Origin of the sequence: Streptomyces sp. NPDC051738, from assembly GCF_044453205.1 — a bacterium.
In the GTDB taxonomy this organism is placed as follows: domain Bacteria; phylum Actinomycetota; class Actinomycetes; order Streptomycetales; family Streptomycetaceae; genus Streptomyces.
This window is the reverse complement of the sequence record NZ_JBITCM010000008.1, coordinates 39,266-56,040: the sequence shown is the minus strand read 5'-3', so window position 1 is coordinate 56,040 and position 16,775 is coordinate 39,266. Positions and strand designations below refer to the sequence as shown.

The window sequence follows — 16,775 nt, the reverse complement described above, 5'->3', positions numbered from 1 at the left end:
TGTCGACGACCGGTGCGGGCCGGGAGGTGAGCTGTGTCTTTGGGGGAATTGGCGCGCTGCGCAGCGGACGCGTCGGATTTGACGGCGCTGCTGACACGGCATCAGCCCGACGGGCCGGAAGCCGAACCCGCCGTCCGCGAAGCGCACCGCCGCGCGCTGGAGGCGCTGCGCAGGGCCGAGGAGAGCGCCCGGGCACCGTTCAGCATCGGCCTGGTCGGTGAGATGAGTGCCGGCAAGTCCCTGCTCCTCGGGCTGCTGTTGGGGCTGCCCGAACTCCTCCCGGTGGGCGAGGAGGCGGTGACCGGGAACGTCACCCTGATCCACGCCAGGGCGGCGTCCTCGGAGACGGGCGAGTCGTACGAGTCCGCCGTCCGCGTGGAGTACTTCAGCCAGGCGCAGACGCTCGACTACCTGCGCCACCTCAGGAACGAGCTGGCGGACCAGGCCCAGAGCGGTCTGCCCGCACAAGTCGTGGACCAGTTACGGCAGTTGCCGATCCGCGAGCCCGACTGCGGTGAGCTGCTGCGCTTCCGGGACACGTATCTGACCGGCACTCTGGCCCAGTCGCTAGCGGGAGTGCTCCAGGAACTCGCCTCCCTGGACCAGGCGTTGAGGCGGATGCACGAATCCGGTCTCCCGCTGCTGGGGCAGAGCGCGGAACTCGACGAGGAGCTCGCGCGCGCCGCAGTCGTCCTGCCGGGAGCGGACACGGAGCGCGGGGCCGATCCCCGCGGCCGGCACCGTCCGCGGGACGGCGCACCCGCAGGCCCCGGCCTCGGAGCGTCGCTCACCACGGGCCTGCTGCGCGCCACGCTCCCCCTGATCCGCAGGGTCGTCCGGGAGGTACGGGTGGCCCCGTCCGTCTGGGACCTCGGTGAGTTTCCCGGAGCGGAGCTGCGTTTCCTCGACTTTCCGGGGCTCAACAGCGACTTCAGTGCCGTGCGGGACCAGTACGTGTGCGGTGCGGAACTGCACTCGGTCCACAGCCTGCTGATGCTGCTCAACGCCGGCGGCGGCGCCAAGGACACACCGCAGCGCATCTTCCGGATGTGGCGTGCGGCGCAGCGAGCGGACTCCATGGAGGACACCGTCATCGCGCTGATCAGCCGGTTCCACGATCTGCGCGTCGCCGATCCGGTGCTCGAGTCCTACGCGCGTGACACCCAACCGCTCACCAGGGAGGAGCTGCTGCGCGGCATGCCGGTCCTGCGGGACCTGCTCGCGAGCGCCGAGCGCCTGGTGACCCCACCTCATCCGACTCCGACTTCCATGGGGCCGGCCGACCGTGTCCTGCTCACCTCGGCCATGCGGGCGCTGAGCGCCGACGGCCGGCACGAACGGGTGAGCAAGGTGTTCCGCGACAAGTGCGATCTCGACTTCCAGCTGCCGAAAGCAGACGTACGCGCGGCGATCTGGCGCGAGATCGGGCGGCGGCTCAGCACCGACGCCCTGAGCGGCGGCCTGGACCGGATGCTCGCGGACTTCGCGGACGACGGGGGCCTGGCCCGGCTGCGCCGGCGTCTGGGCGACCATGTGGCCCGGCACGGTGCCGCACTGCGCCTGGACCAGTTCACCGAACGCCGCGAGGACGTCGTCGAGGCGCTGCGTGAGCTGCAGACGGCCCTGGAGGCGTCGGGCGGCCGCAGTCGGGTGGACCACCGCTCCGACACGGCGGTGAGCCAGCGCCTCACCGTGCTGTCGGCCGTGTGGACGGACGTGCGGGACCGCTCCGCCGTCGAACTCCTCGACGCCCACCGGTTGTACTCGCGGCGGACCAGGGGCGGTCCCGGTCCGAGTCTCTTCACGGAGCTGGAGCGGGACACCGCCGAGCGTGTCTACACCTGGCCGTCCTGGAACCGGCTGTTGGACACGGTGCATGAGGAGCGGGTGGACGCGCGTCGGCTCCGGGGCGACCACCGGGTGCCCGTGCGGACGGACGAGTTCTTCCCGGAGTTCCGGGACGCGTGCCGCGAGGTCGAGGCGGCCGGTTCGGCACGGCTGCTGGCGGCGGTGGAGACCTGGCTGCTCGGGTATCAGCAGCGGGTCGTGGAAGCCGCGCGCGAACTGGCGACGGTGGTCACGCCCGACGCCTACGAGCTGCTGCGCTCCTCGGCCGAGGGTGAGCGGCTCGCCGCCCGTCTCCCCCGCGCCGCGTCCCTGCAATGGCTGCGCGACGAGGCGGAGAAGGCGCTGCGCGACACGGACCCGGGGGAACCGCAGGTGGACGACGATCAGGTGCGCCAGCGCTTCCCGCTGCGTACCGGGCACATCCTGCCCTGGCATCCGGACAACCTCGCCGGTTCCGGCGCGGACGCCTCTTCGGGGCACCAGACCACCATCGCGCGCCACCGGCGGGAGATGACGGCGATGGTTCTCCATCAGGCCCTGGCGGGGCTCGCCCGTCGACAGCGGCTGGTGGCCGCCCATCTGTGGAGCCAGGCCGACGCCTTCATCCACGACCTGCGCGCGCCCGCGCTGACCGGTGCGCTGGTCACCGCTGTCGCCGGGGGCAAGGAGAGCGAACGCGGACTCGCGGGCCTCGCCGAGCAACTGAGCCTGCGCGCCGCGAACTCGGCCTACTCCTGGAAGCCCGCCGACTGGGATACGGCGGCCAACCCCTGGGATTCCGGCGGGCCGTTCGGTGGACAGCCCTTCGGCCAAGGGCCCTATGACGGGGGAACCGCGCCATGAGCCTGCAGACGCTGCTTCTGGGTACGGACCGGGCCGGCGCCGTCGAGCTGCGTCCCGACGCGCAGGGTTGGTACACGCTGCCCACGGTCCGGCTGGTGCCCATGGATGCGGGCACCGGTCCCGTGTGGGTGGAGTACTTCACCTGCCGGGCCGAGGGGCTGCCGCCGTCCGCGCGGGACTGGGCCGCGCGCATGGCCGACGCCTGGCAGGGCGCCGATCCACGCGGCCGCCGTATCGAGGGGACGTACGACATACGGCCGGCCCCCGTCCCGCATCCGGGCTTCGTGGACGCGCACGGGAACACGACGCTGCGGCTGGTGGTCGACGTGGAGTACTTCCACATCGATCCGCTGACCGGCCGCGAGGTACGCGGCATCCCCTTCCGCAGCGGCGCCCACTGCGCCGTGTCCTTCCTCTCCCCCGCCGCGCCGCCGCCCGACGTGCCGACGGCCGCGCAGCCGACGCCGACCCTCGCCACGGCCGTCCCCGGGGCCCCGCTCCCCGCCGCCGGGCCGGCCGCCGCGGCCGTACGGTCGCGAAGCCGCGTTCCCGACAGGGACGACGAGTACCTGGGGCACGCGGCGATCGACTACGGCACCTGCAACTCCACGGTGACCTTGTACGACGGTCAGTTCAAGGTGCGCGAGCCGTTCTCCCCGGCCCGGGTGGCGCGGCTGCGCGCGGGAGTCCTGAAGCATGTGCTGGGCGAGCCGTATCCGGACCTCGTCAGGGGCGAGTGGGAGTCCGTGCTGGCCCTGGCCCAGGCCGGCATGAGCGACGGCGGGACGGCCGACCCCCGGTCCCCGGCCGAGCTCGTCGGGGCGGAGGCCGGGACCGCAGGGCTGTTCCGGCTGTGCCTGCTCCTGGAGCAGCGGCTCCCGGACTGCTCCCAACTGCTGCGCGCCGAGCTCGCGACGCGCCTGCACCGCTGCTACGACGCCGCGTTCGACGTACCGCCCCTGGAACAGATGCGGCTGTTCCCGGTGGAGCTGGGCGACGGTACGGCGGAGGTGTCCAGCCGGCTGGAGGTGCTGTCCACCGACCCGCTCACCGTGCGCCTCGGAGAGCCCGAGCGGTTGCCCGCCGCCATGACGCCGGCGGGCGGCGTCGCACAGGAGCCGCCGGCCTTCGTGCGCGGACTCAAGCTGCAGCTCGGCAGGGAACGCGTCCTGGACGAAGTGCCCGGGCGTCCGCCGCCCACCTCGGACATGCTCATCCGGTCCGCGTTGGAATACCTGGTCGACCGCGCCGACCGCTACATCTCCCGGCAGGACCCCGGCCGCCTCGGCTCGGGCCGGCTCAACGACCTGGTCGTGACCTACCCGACGGTCGCGACCCCGGACGTGCGGCGCGCCCTGAAGTCGCTGGTGTCGGAGGGGCTCGGGGTCAGCCGGGTGTCGATGCACTTCGACGAGGCCGTGGCCGCCGTCATGTTCTTCGTGATGCGGGACTTCGGCGGCGATCCGGGCCTCGGTGTGGAAGCGTTCCGGGCCCGCTCGCGCCGACTGGGGTCGGGGAGCGCCTGGACGCAGAACATCCTCGCCATCGACATCGGCGGCGGGACCCTGGACATCGCCCTGCTGACGCTCACCCTGCGGGACACGACGCCCGTCGAGGTGCTGAGGCACCCCGACGCGGACCGGCTCGGCCGGCACTACACGCTGACGCCGACCGTGCAGGGGTCGAGCGGCCACACCCGGCTCGGCGGCGAGCTGCTGACCCTCTCGGTGTTCCACTGGCTCAAGTCGGAGCTGGCGGACCGGCTGATCGCCGCGCACCCGGAGCGGTTCCGGTCGGATCTCCAGGAGGCCAAGTCCGTCTATCTCGACGATGCCGGTCACTATCTTCCGGGGAGCCTGGCCCGGGACACCCACTCGGCACAGTCCGAACGGCGTTCCCAGGCCCGCAGGCTTGCCGAGGCCGTGGTGCCGACCTGCTGGCGGACGGCACCCGCCAGCGAACTCCGCAGGATGCGCTGGACCTTCGAGCAGCTGTGGAGCCTGTCCGAACAGGCGAAGATCCATCTGGGCGGCTCCGAGTCCACCTCGGCGAGCGGTCCGTCGCCGTACCGCTTCGGCGAACAGGAGCTCTCCGGTCTGCTGGACAGTCTCGGCCGGGGCGGCGACCCGCGCACCGGCGTCGAGTTCGAACTGGACGCCGCCGGGTTCCGGCGCCTCGTCGAGGACCATATGGAAGGCGTCGCCGCCCTCGCCGACGGCCTGCTCGGCGAGCGGCTGCTCAAGGACGAGCCGCTCGACCGCGTGATCCTGACCGGCAAGTCCAGCGCCATGCCGCTGGTGCGCGAGGTGCTGATACGGCGGCTCGGGAAGGGCCGCGAGCTGGACTGGGACCCGGCGAACATCGAGGTGGAGCGGGAGTACGCCAAGACGGCGACCTCGATCGGTGCCGCCTGGGCCGAGCAGGTGCGCCAGACCTCCTTCACCTCTCAGGGGGCCGTGGACGCCCTGGAGGACGGACGCACCATCGTCCAGATCGACGTCGACAACCTGCACTTCTCGCTCCCGTGCCGCTTCGAGCTGTCCCTGCTGGAAGGGGTCGGGGACCGAACCCTGTTCGGGGCCAACACGATGCTGCACCACCGGGTCCACAGCGCGGGCGAGCCCCCGGTGCTGGCGGTGCGCAGCGCGAAGGCGCAGCCCATCCAGGACGTCATCCGGGTCGTCAGGGTGCGCCAGGGCGCGAACGACATCACCTGGGGGCAGTTCAAGTGCCCCGAGCCCGGTCCGCCGAGGGCCGGTGACCCGGCCGGTGGGTTCCCGGCCCGGATCTGGCCGGACAGGATCAGGGCGCGGTACGAGATCACCGTCGACCTGGACGTGTACGCGTACTTCTCCCAGGGAGCCCCGCACTACACGGTCGACCCCCGGGTGCCGTCGATCGACGTGTGGAAGAGGCTGGCCAAGGCCGGGCTGTTGAAACGCGGTGACCGGCCGGAAACGGTGCCGATGGCGATCAGCGTCAACTACACGATCGCCGGTTCCGCCCAAGCGGGCCGAGGGCAGCCGGTGTTCGCCGCCGACAGCGCGTTCACCGAGGTGTTCCACGACTCCGACGCGCCGGCCGCGCCCGCCCGGCGGGGGCTGCTGGGAGTGGGACCGCTGCCCGAGTCGCCGGCCTCCGGGGAGTGGGAGTTCGGTGTCACGATCCAGGAGAAGGACTCCGTACGCACGATGACCCTCGGACGGCTGCCCCGGCCCGAGACCGAGGCCAAGTCCCGCGCGCTGTTCGTCGCCTCGCTGGACGAACACGGAGCCCTGCGGGTGCACCTGGGCGGCGTGCCGTTCTGGAAGGCCCGGGACCGGGAGCACGTGGAGAACGAACCCGGGCGGGTGCTACGGCATCTGATGACCGTCCCGGACAAGGGCCGGGCCGATCAGGACGATCCCTTCGGAGGCCTGCAGTGACAGCGCGACCGCAACCGGAGTCCGAGGTACGGCTTCCGGTTCCGTGGGAGGACCTGCTGCGCACCGAGGACTCCCTGCTCGCCTCCGTCGCGGCCGCGGGCCTCGACGGCCTGCGCGGCACCCTGCACGCGGCACTCACCGCCGCGCCGACGGACCGGGGGGCGGGCGCCTGCACGACACTCCTGGAGGCACTGGACCGCCTGCTCGCCGAGACCGGGCACGCGGAGTCCGTCCATGCGGGATTCAGTGAGGCCGGGACGCCAGGGGTCGGGGGCTCGCGGTATGGGGCCCCGAGGGGGGAGGGGCCGGCATACGGGGCCCGGCAGGCCGAGATCCCACATCTCGGGTCCCCTGCCGGGACGCCGCATGGCGAGGTCCCGCAGCACGGGGCCCCGCAGACAGTGGCGCCGCTATTCGGGACCCCTCCGGCAGGCATCCCACCAGCCGGATCCCCCGCCGGGACGCCACAGGCAGCGGTCCCGCAGTACGGAACCCCGCAGACAGAAGCCCCGCCATACGGAACCCCAAAGCCAGAGGCCCCACGGTACGACTCCCCGCACGCAGGGATCCCACAAGCCGGCTCCCCTCCAGCCGAGTACCCACCGGCCGGATCACCACAGACCCCGTCACCACAGACCGGCGGCGACCCGACCCGCCCGACCGCCCCGCACGTTCCGCCCCGCCCGGCCGCTCCCCCACGGGCCGCGGCCCCGGCGATCCTGGCGCTGGCGGCCGAGTTGGCCGGGTCTCCGGAGGTCGACGACTTCGCACCCGGTGCGGTGCCGCCCGCGCCGGGTGGGCCGGGTGGCACGGACGGGGTCCGCCGTTGGTATCACCTCACGTTGCTCAGGCTGCCCGACCGGCACGCCGACGTCTGGCGCACCCGCGCGGCGGAGGCCGACCCGGTGGCGCGGGAGTCGTGGGAGACCCTGCGCGGATGGGCCGACGAGGTCCTGCTGCCCCCGTCCGGAGACGGACGGCCCGGTCTGCGTACCGAGCGCGACAAGGTGACCGAGCCGTCCGACCTCGCCAAGCTCGTCCTCGCGCTGCACCGGCACGACGAGGCCCTGTGCCTTCTCCTCGACCGGCTGTGGACCGGCGGTTCCACACGGTTGGCGGACCCTCACGTGTCCCAGGCCTACCGGACCGAGCTGGCCAAGCGCCTGCAGGCGCTGGAGCGCAGCACACGGGACAGCACCGAGCAGCTGCGGGCGTCGGTCGCCGTGGACGAGGCGCTGTGCTCGGTCACCCATCTGCCACCGAGCGCTCCGGGCAGCTGGTGGAACCGGCTGGCCGAGGAATCGCACACGGCGGCGCTCGATCTGTGCCGTCACCTGCTCGCGGCGGGCCGGAACGTGGAGGCCGTGCTGCCGGCCCGGCCGTACCGCCAGGCCCGCCACCACACCCGGGCCACCGACGACATACGGCTCGGCGTCGGCGGACGCCCGGGCGACACGCTCGCCTGTCTGCGGCTCTGGCTGCGGGTCGACGACCAGGTGTTCCCGGGCCGGGTCGTCCACCGGGGCCAGGAATGACGTCCCCCGCCCCGTGGCCGGCCAAGCCCCAGTACGCGTCGGCGGTGCGCAGGCCCACCGAGGTCTTCAGCGACCCGCGGCTCTCCGGCTGCGAGATCCTGTTCGGGGCCACCGGAATGCCGCTCGCGTCCACCGGGCGCAACGCCATCGTCTTCGCGGCCCGGACGCGACAGGACGAACGCGTGGCCATCCGGTGCATGTCCCGTGAACCGGCCTCGGGCGGCGAGCGGTACCGCGCGCTGACCGCCCACCGGCACGCCCAGCCCGTCGATCACGGCACCCCCCTGGTGGAGGCCGAGTGGATCGAGCAGGGGATCAGGCTGTCGGGGCGGTGGTGGCCGCTGGTCCTGATGCCCTGGATCGAGGGCAAGTTGCTGGACGAGGCGGTGTCGGACCTGTGCGGCGATCGCACGGCACTGCACCATCTCATCGGCAACTGGCGGGTGGTCATGGGCCAGTTGGCCTCGTCGCGGATCTGCCACGGCGATCTGCAGCACGGCAACATCATCGTGGGCGACGATCTGCGCCTGGTCCTGGTCGACCTGGACGCCGTCTGGGTGCCGTTCGCCGCACAGCTCACCCCCGGTGAGTTCGGGCACCGCAACTACCAGCACCCGCACCGGGACATCAGTCACTGGGGTCCCGGCGCCGACGCCTTTCCGGCCCTTGTCATCCTGCTGTCGCTGCGGGCCGTCGCCGCGGACCCCTCGTTGTGGGAGACCCGGCAGGACGGGGAGCATCTACTGTTCAGCCGCGACGATCTGCTGGCACCCGGGCGCACGAAGATCTGGAAGAGCCTGGCGCGTTCCCCCGACGCCGCGGTGCGGGGGCTGGCCGAGCGGCTCGCCGGGTTCTGCGCCGGTCCGCCGCAAGCGGTGCCGCCGCTGGAGGACGTGCTGCGCGCGTGCGCGGCGGGCGGCCCTCCGCACCCGTCGTACGCCACGTCATGACACCGCGACCGGGGCACCGGCGACGGCCCGGGCGGTGGCGACCGCACGGCACCGGACGAGGGAGACATCGTCTTCCTTCATGGCCCGCGAGGCGCGCAACTCCTTCACCCTGACGCCGAATTCGTCCTGCGGCGCATGTTCGAGGAACGTCCAGACCGTGGCGCCGTGTTCGGCGGCCGCCTCCAGCGCCCACTGGGCGAGCGCGTCGGTCATCAGCAGCAGCACGTCGTCCGGCCCGCAGGCGCCCTCGGTGCACCGCAGCACCGGAGCCAGCGACTCCAGCGCCTCGGCCCGGGTCGGCACGAGATCCGGATGGGTGTCGAACTGGTCGGGCCGGTCCAGCGGGAACAGGACGGTCGGGCGCCCGTCGCGCAGGTGGAACAGGCACGAGTCGCCCACGGCGAACGCCCGGTACTCCAGCAGGGGCCGGGCTCCCGCATGGGACGGGCTCACGTCCCGGGTGTCCACGCCGAGAAAGGTCGCCGCCGAGCCGCGCGCCAGGGCGCCGCGGATATAGACGGGGACCTCGGCGGCCTGCGCGGTCTGCTCCGCCCACAGCCCGCGCGATTCCCGCAGCCAGCCGTCGAGCAGCCGCGGCTCGCTCCCCCACGGACCGTCGAGCGCGGTGACGAGGAAGGCGCGGGCCAGCAGCGCCGCCCAGCGCCCCGAAGCGAAGGCTCGGGACGCACCGTCGCAGACCACGGCCCGGTGCGCGTTCCACGCGTGGGCGTCCTCGCACTCCGCGGCGCTCCCCTTGGGCACGACGAGGGCCTCGCAGCGCAGCACGGCACGCCCCGGAGACGGGCCCATCTCACTCAATGCTCGCCGATCAGAGAGGTGGTGCTGGTCCCGATGCGCAGGAAGTCCATCAGGGCGGTCGCACCCCCGTTGAACACGAACCCCCGCGCTCCGGGTGCGATGCGGCCCTCGTACCCCGATGCCTGGACGAGCGTGCCGGGCAGGGCGCTCGACATCTCGAAGAGAAGTTCCGCCTGTGGCACGCCCGTCGGCGCGAGCACCGGGAAGGACATGGGTGTGCCCTGCGCCTCCGACAGGTGCAGATTAAACAGAAGGGTGCGGCCGTCGCCGGTCTCCAGCCGGGTGACGCGGCGCGCCGGACCGCGCGGGTCGCCGTCCGTGGCCTGGCCGTCCGTGATGTTGAGGACGATCGGCGGGAAGGAGGAGCGGTGCTCCTTCACCCAGCCGCGCAGCACCTTGTACGCCATGCCCAGCGCCTCGCACATCGGAGTCCAGCCGAAGTTGAGGGGCTGGATCCACTCCGGGACCGTGGTCTGCTCGTGCTCCACACTCCCGTCAGCGCGGCGCATCGTCCGGGAGTGCTCGACGGGACGTCCGGTGCCCGCGTAGGCGTGGACGGGGACTAGGGCGCGGCGGCGTGAGGTGCCGGGCAGCAGGGGCCGAACTCCGTTGCCGGAGTAGCCGATCACCCCGACGTCGAAGTAGTGCCGGGGCAGTTCCTGGAAGTCCTTGGTGCACTCCAGTACGACGGCGTAGAGCAGTTCGTTGATCATCGCGGCCAGGGCGGCGGCCTTCGGCGCGGGGCTGCCGGATATCGGGGCGCCCATCGAATAGGACTGGTCGAGAAGGAACAGGAAGCAGCCCGGACTGCTTCTGCTGATCTCTTGTTCGTACACCGTGGCCTCCCCCTGCGGTGACGGTCGCCGGCTTTCCCTCTGCTTTCCCTCTGTTCCTCGTCACTGCGGCGGGCGGCCGAAGAAGCCGCGGGTGCTGCCACCCGCGGCACCGCCCAGGCGCCCCAGCAGGGTGCCGGCGGTTCCCTCGGCCGAGTCGCGGGACGTCCGTCCGCGCCCGACTCCGCCGATGCCCTCGGCGAGATGGGCCTTCACGGACGCCGACTCACCGCGCAGCGGGTAGTCGCCCTCGTGGACGATCCGGCCGTAGGCGCCATCTCGCACCCAGCGGTCGAGTTCCGCGGCCCGGACCACCAGCAAGGGGTGATCGGAGGAGGGCATCATCCACTTGACGATGCGGTTGCGCAGCCCCGTGGCGTCCTGGAACTCGGCGGCCTGTTCCAGGAAGGCGCTGGGGTTCATCTCCTCGGTCTGCCTGCCGCCCGCGAGCTTCATCAGCGTGCGAATGGCGACCTCCAGATCCTGTCCCACCAGCAGGCCGGCCCGGTCCCCGGACAGCTCGGACTTGCGTCCCCAGTCCTGCAGACCCAGTTCGATCCCCTTCAGCACCAGGGGTCCACCGGGAACACCGTGCAGGCCACCCGCGCCGATCGCGGCCAGGAACCAGGCCACGCTCTCGTAAAGGGCGTGCCCGGAGATCGCGTGTCCCAGCTCGTGCCCGACGACGAAGCGGATCTCGTCGTCGTTCATCGAGTCGATCAGGTCGGCGCCGAGCACGATGAACGGCTTGTCGAAGCCGATGGTCACGGCGTTGAAGCCAATGCTCCGGTTGACGTAGAGGCTCGGTGGTTCGACGACGTCCAGGATGTGCGCGGCCTCGCCCATCACCTCGTTCAGCCGGCGGAACTGGGTGTCGCCGACCTTCACCGCGCACGCGAGGTGGTGCATCCGCATCGCGGCCTCGCCCGGGGCGCCCATCACCTTCCTGAGTACGAGGTCGAAGCCCTTGGCCTTGCGCACCGTGGACAACGCCGCCTGCGCGAAGGGGTGTTCGTAGGCTTCGGAGGATATTCCCGGGAAGCGCACCCGGTGCGGGGATGTGGTCACGGTTCCTGGCTTCCTGACAGCGGCAGCAGTACGCAGATCCCGCCGCTGTGCGGTTGATCGCATTCGGGACAGGGCACCGGCAGTTGCGCGACCGCCATGGTGGTGCCCGCTGCCGTACGCCAGACAGGCTTCAGCAGGAGGTTCCATTCACCGACCGGCGCCGACCGGTCGTCGGACGACGCAGCGGGTACGGGGTCCAGGTTCAGCAGGGCGAGCCGCGGGGTCCGGTCCAGGCCCGGTCCACGTCCCAGGAGCCCGCCCCTCGTGGCCCGCAGCACGCCGCGCCACAGGCGTCCGGTGAGCCGGTGCCTCGGCGGTTCGACCCAGAGGCTTCCGGCCGCCCGGCCGTGCCGGGTGAGCAGCGCCTCCCGGGTGCCGTCGGCGTCCGGGGCACTCCAGGTCACGTGCAGGTCGAGGTGGCTGAAGGCGTCGGGAGCCCGGCCGTCTTTCCCGGCGTCCGGTGCGGCGGAGCAGACGGGCGAGAACATGACCAGTGAGGAGGCGGACGTCGGCCGAGGTACATCGGTTCGCTCTCCCTCTGACGGTGTCCCCCGCTGGTTCACCTCTCGTGGGGCGTGCGTCCGCGTCGGCGTCGGCCGCACCGGACCAGGACGACCACCGCCCCCGCCCCCAGGGCTGCCCACACCAGCCGACTGTCCACCCGGGCGGCCGGTGACCGCCCTGAGGCTTTTCCCCGGATGGCCACCGGCGTACTGCCGAACCTCTCCTCGGGAGCGTCGGCGAGCACCACGAGGTGTTCGTCAGCGGCGGGTTTCGGCAACGCCTCGGGATCGTCCAGGCTGTTGAGGAGCAGTGCACGTCCGATGACCGTCCCGGCCAGCAGGGCATCCGTGTGGGCGACGAACGCGTCCCGTGCCTCCGCCCCGCCGAGCCCCGCCACCCACGAGCCGGTGGGCGCGGAGGGTGCCGGGGTGCTCGGGCGGGCGGGACGCGGCGGGCTCTCGACGGTGTCCGCATGGCCGCGTACGGCGGTGTCGACGAGGTCCTCAACTCCCCTCCCCGGACCAGCCGTTCCGGCGAACAGGGCGGCCACCGCGGACTCGTCCAAGACCCGATCGAGCGCACCCAGGATGCCCTTCTCGGCGGGCGCGGCGGTCTCACCACCCCGGCCCTGACCATGGACGTGCTCCGCGACGAGCCGGGTCGCCCAGTCCGTCTCCCGCCCCGGGCCGCAGTCGCCGTCCAGGGCGAGGGAGAGCCGGATCGGGGTACCGGTGACGTCCTCGCGTGAGGTGGCCATGCCGCCGAGGTACGCGCGCCAGGACACCCCGTCGGCCTCCACGAACAGCAGCGGATAGTCGAAGTCGGCGTACTCGCCGTACCCCTCCCACCAGCGGCCTTCCGGAAGCCGGGGGAAGTAGGTGTAGTCGTCCTGCCGCCGCCACCCCCGTGTCAGTACATGTGCGCGCACCGTCGTTTCCTCTCACGCCCGGCGGATGATGATCGGTGGGGGGCGGGTTCACAGCTCGCGAATCCGGGGGCCCATGGGGCGCAACGCCAGGTCGGCGAGGAGCTGTTCGAAGTGTTCCTCCTGGCGGGCGGCACGCCCGGCCTGAGCCTCGGCGAACAGCGCTCTCTCCCGCAGCTCCGCCCGCTCGCCGCTGATCACGCTGCGCCACCGCTGGCGCAGGGTGAGCGGGCGGCCCCGCTCCTGCGCGATCTCCGCGCGGCGCCGCTCCCACTGCCGGGTCTTCTCCTGCTGTCCGGCGTGCCGGACCGCGGCGAGATGCTGGCAGACGGCGATCAGGATGTCCTCGGCGCCCTTCACCGAGATCTCGCCCGGGGGACGCACCGCGAACTCGGCGCTGAGCTGGAACCCCTGGCCGTCCGGCACCCAGGACTCCGCGCCTGTCAGTTCGACACAGCCCAGGGTGTCGAGCGGGCAGTAGAGGATCTGGGCGTGCGGTGCGTTCGCCCTGACGACGTCCAGGGCCCGGCCGTAGACCTTCTCCACCTTCTTGAACAGGTGCCCGGATTCGTCTCTCGAACCGCCGTTGTCATTGAAATAGCTCTCGCACTTCATGGGCACCAGCAGAAGAAGTGCGCGGTTTTCCGGTTCCGCTCCGCGCGCCGTGGCCCAAGATTCGGCCACTTGTTCCACCTGGGCGATTTTCAGCAGTTCCGGAACCATCCGCTCATGTTCCGGGTCGGCAGCAGACATCACGACGGTGGAGTCCACCGGAACCAGCAGAACCGTGCTTCGGCTGATGAACTCCCGGCACTCCTGCCACTTTTCCTCGGGGCGCGGCGCGTTCTGCTCCGGACTCAGCCATCCACCGGGAAAGTCCAGCACGTTCAGATACACCGCGATGCCGGCAATCCCGGTTTCCAGAGCCAGTTTGTAGTACGTCATCCGCTCGGTGCTGCGCAGCGCCTGCCTGCGGAACGACCCGGACCGGACCGCCCCGCGCAGCTCATTGAGCCTGCGGTCGACAGCACCGGCCGTGTGCTGGTCATGGACCCGCAGCACCGCCGTCCGGCCGGCCAGGATACGCGGCGCGTCCTCGATCAACGACACGATCAAGGAGGTCTTTCCGACCCGGCTGGGGCCTACCACACCTATTCCGAACCAGAGTTGTTCCTGTGACTGCTGCTGAAATCCACCCGTTGCCATGATCTCCCCCGACAGCGTCCGGCCGACGATCCATAATGCGGCGATCCGGAAACGGCAGGAAGTCAGCATGGCACGCGGCGCGGCGCACGGACATGCCCTTTCCGAAATTGCGGTCTGCATGCTCGTCAAACCCCTGCTCGGGTCAGACGCCCGGCCGTACCATCAAGCACACATTCGCTCCCCGGGGGGCAGCGACGGCACATCGGTTCGGGGGAAGCGCACATGGGAGAGGTACACGAGGCGCTCGATTTCAACATCGCTCTCCACGCCGTGGGAAAAGCGCAGATGGCCCACATGAAGACCACGATCGGCAGCTGCCGCGTGGAAAAACCGCTCCTCACGGCACAGCCCCGGGCGAACACTCTGCTGGAGCGGGTCGCCGAGAGCGTCACCCTGTCGACGGACCTGCCGGGCCCCGCGACGGCACTGGTCCGGGAGCTCGGCACGCTGATGTTCCACTCCCTCTTCGACGAGACGGCCCGTGCACTGCTGCTGCGCTGCCGGTCGCAGGCCCAGCACGACCGCCGGACCCTGCGGATCAGCCTCAACGCCCACTCCGGCGGTCTCGACCGACTGCCCTGGGAGTTCCTCTACGACGCCGTAGCCGGCGAACACCTCGCCGTGGACCACGCCTTCGTACGCGAACTCGATCTGCCCACCACCCGGGGCCCGTTGCCCGTCGAGACACCGCTGCGGGTGCTGGGCATGGTCGCCCGCCCCTCCGACCTCGAAGGGCTCTCGGTCGAGCAGGAGCGCTCGGAACTGCACCGGTCCTTGCGGGACCTGATGCGCGTCGGAGTGGTCGAGCTCGCGTGGGTGCCGGGCCAGAGCTGGCGCGATCTGCGCGAGGCCCTGCGGCGGGTGCGGCCCCATGTGCTGCACTTCATCGGGCACGGCGGACTCGATCCGCTGACGGGCAACGCCACCCTGGCCTTCACCGACCCGAGCACCGGCGAGCGCCACGAGATGTCGGCGCCCGACGTCTCCCCGCTGATGAGCGGCGGCACCCTCCGACTGGTCGTCCTCAACGCGTGCGGGACCGACTACGCACCCGTGGCGGATCCGTACTCCAGCCCCGCCGCCTCGATCCTGCGCAAGGGCGTGCCGGCGGTGGCCGCCATGCAGTTCCCGATCAGCGACCGGGCCGCCCTTGAGTTCAGCCGGGAGTTCTACGCCTGTCTGGCGCAGAACGACGCGGTCCACGTGGGCGTCCAGAAGGCCCGGCTGGCCATGCGCACCGAGCTGAAGGGGTCGCTGGAGTGGGGGACACCGGTGCTGTATCTGGGGTCCGGAATCGAGCGGATCTTCGATGTGCACACCCCCTTGGCCACCGTGTCCACGACGCCGACGGCGCAGCCTCGTCCGAGCCCGGGCGACTGCCCCGGAGTGTGCCTGGAGCGGCCGAGCGTGCCCCGGCTGTGTCTCGTCCAGGAGCTGGAGTACCGCTCCGCGGTGCACTCGATCAGCTTCAGTCCCGGCGGTGAGTTCTGCGCCGTCGGGCCGGAGGGCGACAACGTCCAGATCGTCGACGTCGAAAAGGGCCGAACGGTACACAACCTGCATCTCGGCCTGTTCAACCACGGCCCCCGCACCGTCCGTTTCAGCCCGGACGGCACTCTCTTCGCGGCGGCCACCAGACACCGCATGCTCATCTGGCAGACCGCGACCGGGAAGAGGATCGCCGCCGTCGGCTTCGGGCGTGAGCTCGTCACCGGCCCGCGCCGGCTGTGCTTCAGCCCCGACAGTGCCCGCATCGCCACGGCCGGCTGGACGGGAGCCGCCATCTGGCGCGCCGAGGACGGACGGATCCTGCACCGGCTGCCGGTCCACCACACCGTGACCGCCCTCGACTTCAGCCCGGACGGCACACACTTGGTGACGGCCGACACGCAGGGCCGCCTCCTGCTGTGGGACACCCACGGCCGGTACACCCCCGACCGCACCTTCACCCACGCCGAGGCACCCAGGGCCGTGACGTTCAGCCGCCCCGACGGGCGGCACCTGGTCACCGCCGGAACCGACCAGGTCGCCTGCCTGTGGGAGCTGCCGCACGGCACACCCGTCCGCCGCATCCCGCACCGCAGCGCGCTGAACACCATCGCCGTCAGTCCGGACGGCCGGTTGCTGGCCACAGGAGGCGACGACGACAAGGTCTGCCTGTGGTCGCTGCAGAGCAGGAGGGTTAACGGGCGGCCCCGGGTCGAGCACCACCGCGGCGCCGTCACCGAGGTCGCCTTCAGCGACGACGGACGGCTGCTGGCCGCGGCGGCGACCGACGGACACGTGAAGATCTGGCGTCTTGAAGAGGAGCAGCAGGATGACTGAACCGAGCACCGACACGTCGGCCACCGCCCATGTCTACTTCGCCCCCGGGACAGCCGCGGAGCAACAGGCGGCACTGTACGAAGGACTGGCCGGACTGGGCGTACGGGCCGAGGGCGCGGTGGTCGGCAACCACCGCAACGGCGCGCTGACCTGGATGATCCTCGTCGTGCTGCCACTCAGCGGCTTTCTCCAGGAATGCGGCAAGAGCCTCGCCCAGGACGCCTACCGTGCGGTCAAGGGCGTCATCGGCGCAGCGCTGCGCCGAGGCGAGGACACGGCCGCCGAGCCGGCGCCCGGGGACCGGGAACCGGTCCTGATGCTGGAAGACACCGAGTCGGCCGTACGGTTCGCCTTCACACCGGATCTGCCGGACACCGCCTACCGACAGCTCTTCGACCTCGACCTCTCGTCAAGCACGGGCCGGACGTTGCGCTTCGTCGCGGAACGCAACCGCTGGGAGTAGCGCCGCGGGCGCTTGCCACCGAGGAGAGAGA

At 71.6% G+C, this 16,775-nt stretch carries 12 protein-coding genes; 6 read left to right on the top strand and 6 right to left on the bottom strand.

All coding sequences use genetic code 11. The features are described from left to right. Positions 1-78: 78 nt before the first annotated feature. From ACIA8X_RS20030 to ACIA8X_RS20015, 4 genes are read left to right on the top strand one after another with little or no spacing between them, the layout of a single operon-like run. On the top strand, positions 79-2,691 hold the full coding sequence (locus ACIA8X_RS20030) for a dynamin family protein (protein WP_393450970.1): 2,613 nt from the start codon (positions 79-81) through the stop codon (positions 2,689-2,691). Next, positions 2,688-6,116, top strand: coding sequence for a hypothetical protein (locus ACIA8X_RS20025; protein WP_399458792.1), 3,429 nt, complete (start codon positions 2,688-2,690; stop codon positions 6,114-6,116). The genes ACIA8X_RS20030 and ACIA8X_RS20025 overlap by 4 nt, the downstream gene beginning before the upstream one ends. Continuing rightward, entirely contained in the window at positions 6,113-7,651 is a 1,539-nt protein-coding gene (locus ACIA8X_RS20020) for a hypothetical protein (RefSeq protein WP_399458791.1), read from the top strand. The genes ACIA8X_RS20025 and ACIA8X_RS20020 overlap by 4 nt, the downstream gene beginning before the upstream one ends. After that, positions 7,648-8,601 carry a hypothetical protein gene (locus ACIA8X_RS20015; RefSeq protein WP_393450979.1) on the top strand — a complete coding sequence of 318 codons (954 nt, stop codon included), beginning with the start codon at positions 7,648-7,650 and terminating at the stop codon, positions 8,599-8,601. Before ACIA8X_RS20020 ends, ACIA8X_RS20015 begins: the two co-directional genes overlap by 4 nt. Here ACIA8X_RS20015 and ACIA8X_RS20010 read toward each other — a convergent pair. The 6 genes from ACIA8X_RS20010 to ACIA8X_RS19985 form a co-directional block, all read right to left on the bottom strand. Next, positions 8,596-9,411, bottom strand: a complete 816-nt coding sequence (locus ACIA8X_RS20010; RefSeq protein WP_399458790.1) for a hypothetical protein — start codon at positions 9,409-9,411, stop codon at positions 8,596-8,598. The genes ACIA8X_RS20015 and ACIA8X_RS20010 overlap by 6 nt on opposite strands. A gap of 5 nt (positions 9,412-9,416) precedes the next feature. Next, the gene (locus tag ACIA8X_RS20005; protein ID WP_393450985.1) at positions 9,417-10,256 is read right to left on the bottom strand and encodes a VWA domain-containing protein; all 840 of its coding nucleotides are present in this window, start codon (positions 10,254-10,256) and stop codon (positions 9,417-9,419) included. A 60-nt stretch (positions 10,257-10,316) separates the two neighbouring features. After that, complete coding sequence (locus tag ACIA8X_RS20000) at positions 10,317-11,321, bottom strand: M48 family metallopeptidase (protein ID WP_393450988.1); 1,005 nt, start codon at positions 11,319-11,321, stop codon at positions 10,317-10,319. Continuing rightward, positions 11,318-11,809: a hypothetical protein gene (locus tag ACIA8X_RS19995; protein WP_393450991.1), complete on the bottom strand. Its 492-nt coding sequence runs from the start codon at positions 11,807-11,809 to the stop codon at positions 11,318-11,320. Before ACIA8X_RS19995 ends, ACIA8X_RS20000 begins: the two co-directional genes overlap by 4 nt. A 71-nt stretch (positions 11,810-11,880) precedes the next feature. After that, positions 11,881-12,753, bottom strand: a complete 873-nt coding sequence (locus ACIA8X_RS19990) for a hypothetical protein (RefSeq protein WP_393450994.1) — start codon at positions 12,751-12,753, stop codon at positions 11,881-11,883. Between the two features lie 48 nt (positions 12,754-12,801). Then, positions 12,802-14,076: a hypothetical protein gene (locus ACIA8X_RS19985; protein WP_399458789.1), complete on the bottom strand. Its 1,275-nt coding sequence runs from the start codon at positions 14,074-14,076 to the stop codon at positions 12,802-12,804. 102 nt (positions 14,077-14,178) lie between these two features. Between ACIA8X_RS19985 and ACIA8X_RS19980 the strand changes: the two genes are divergently transcribed. Together ACIA8X_RS19980 and ACIA8X_RS19975 are read left to right on the top strand one after the other, a co-directional pair. After that, entirely contained in the window at positions 14,179-16,281 is a 2,103-nt protein-coding gene (locus ACIA8X_RS19980) for a CHAT domain-containing protein (protein ID WP_399458788.1), read from the top strand. Further along, positions 16,274-16,744 carry a hypothetical protein gene (locus ACIA8X_RS19975; RefSeq protein ID WP_399458787.1) on the top strand — a complete coding sequence of 157 codons (471 nt, stop codon included), beginning with the start codon at positions 16,274-16,276 and terminating at the stop codon, positions 16,742-16,744. The genes ACIA8X_RS19980 and ACIA8X_RS19975 overlap by 8 nt, the downstream gene beginning before the upstream one ends. Positions 16,745-16,775: the final 31 nt, after the last annotated feature.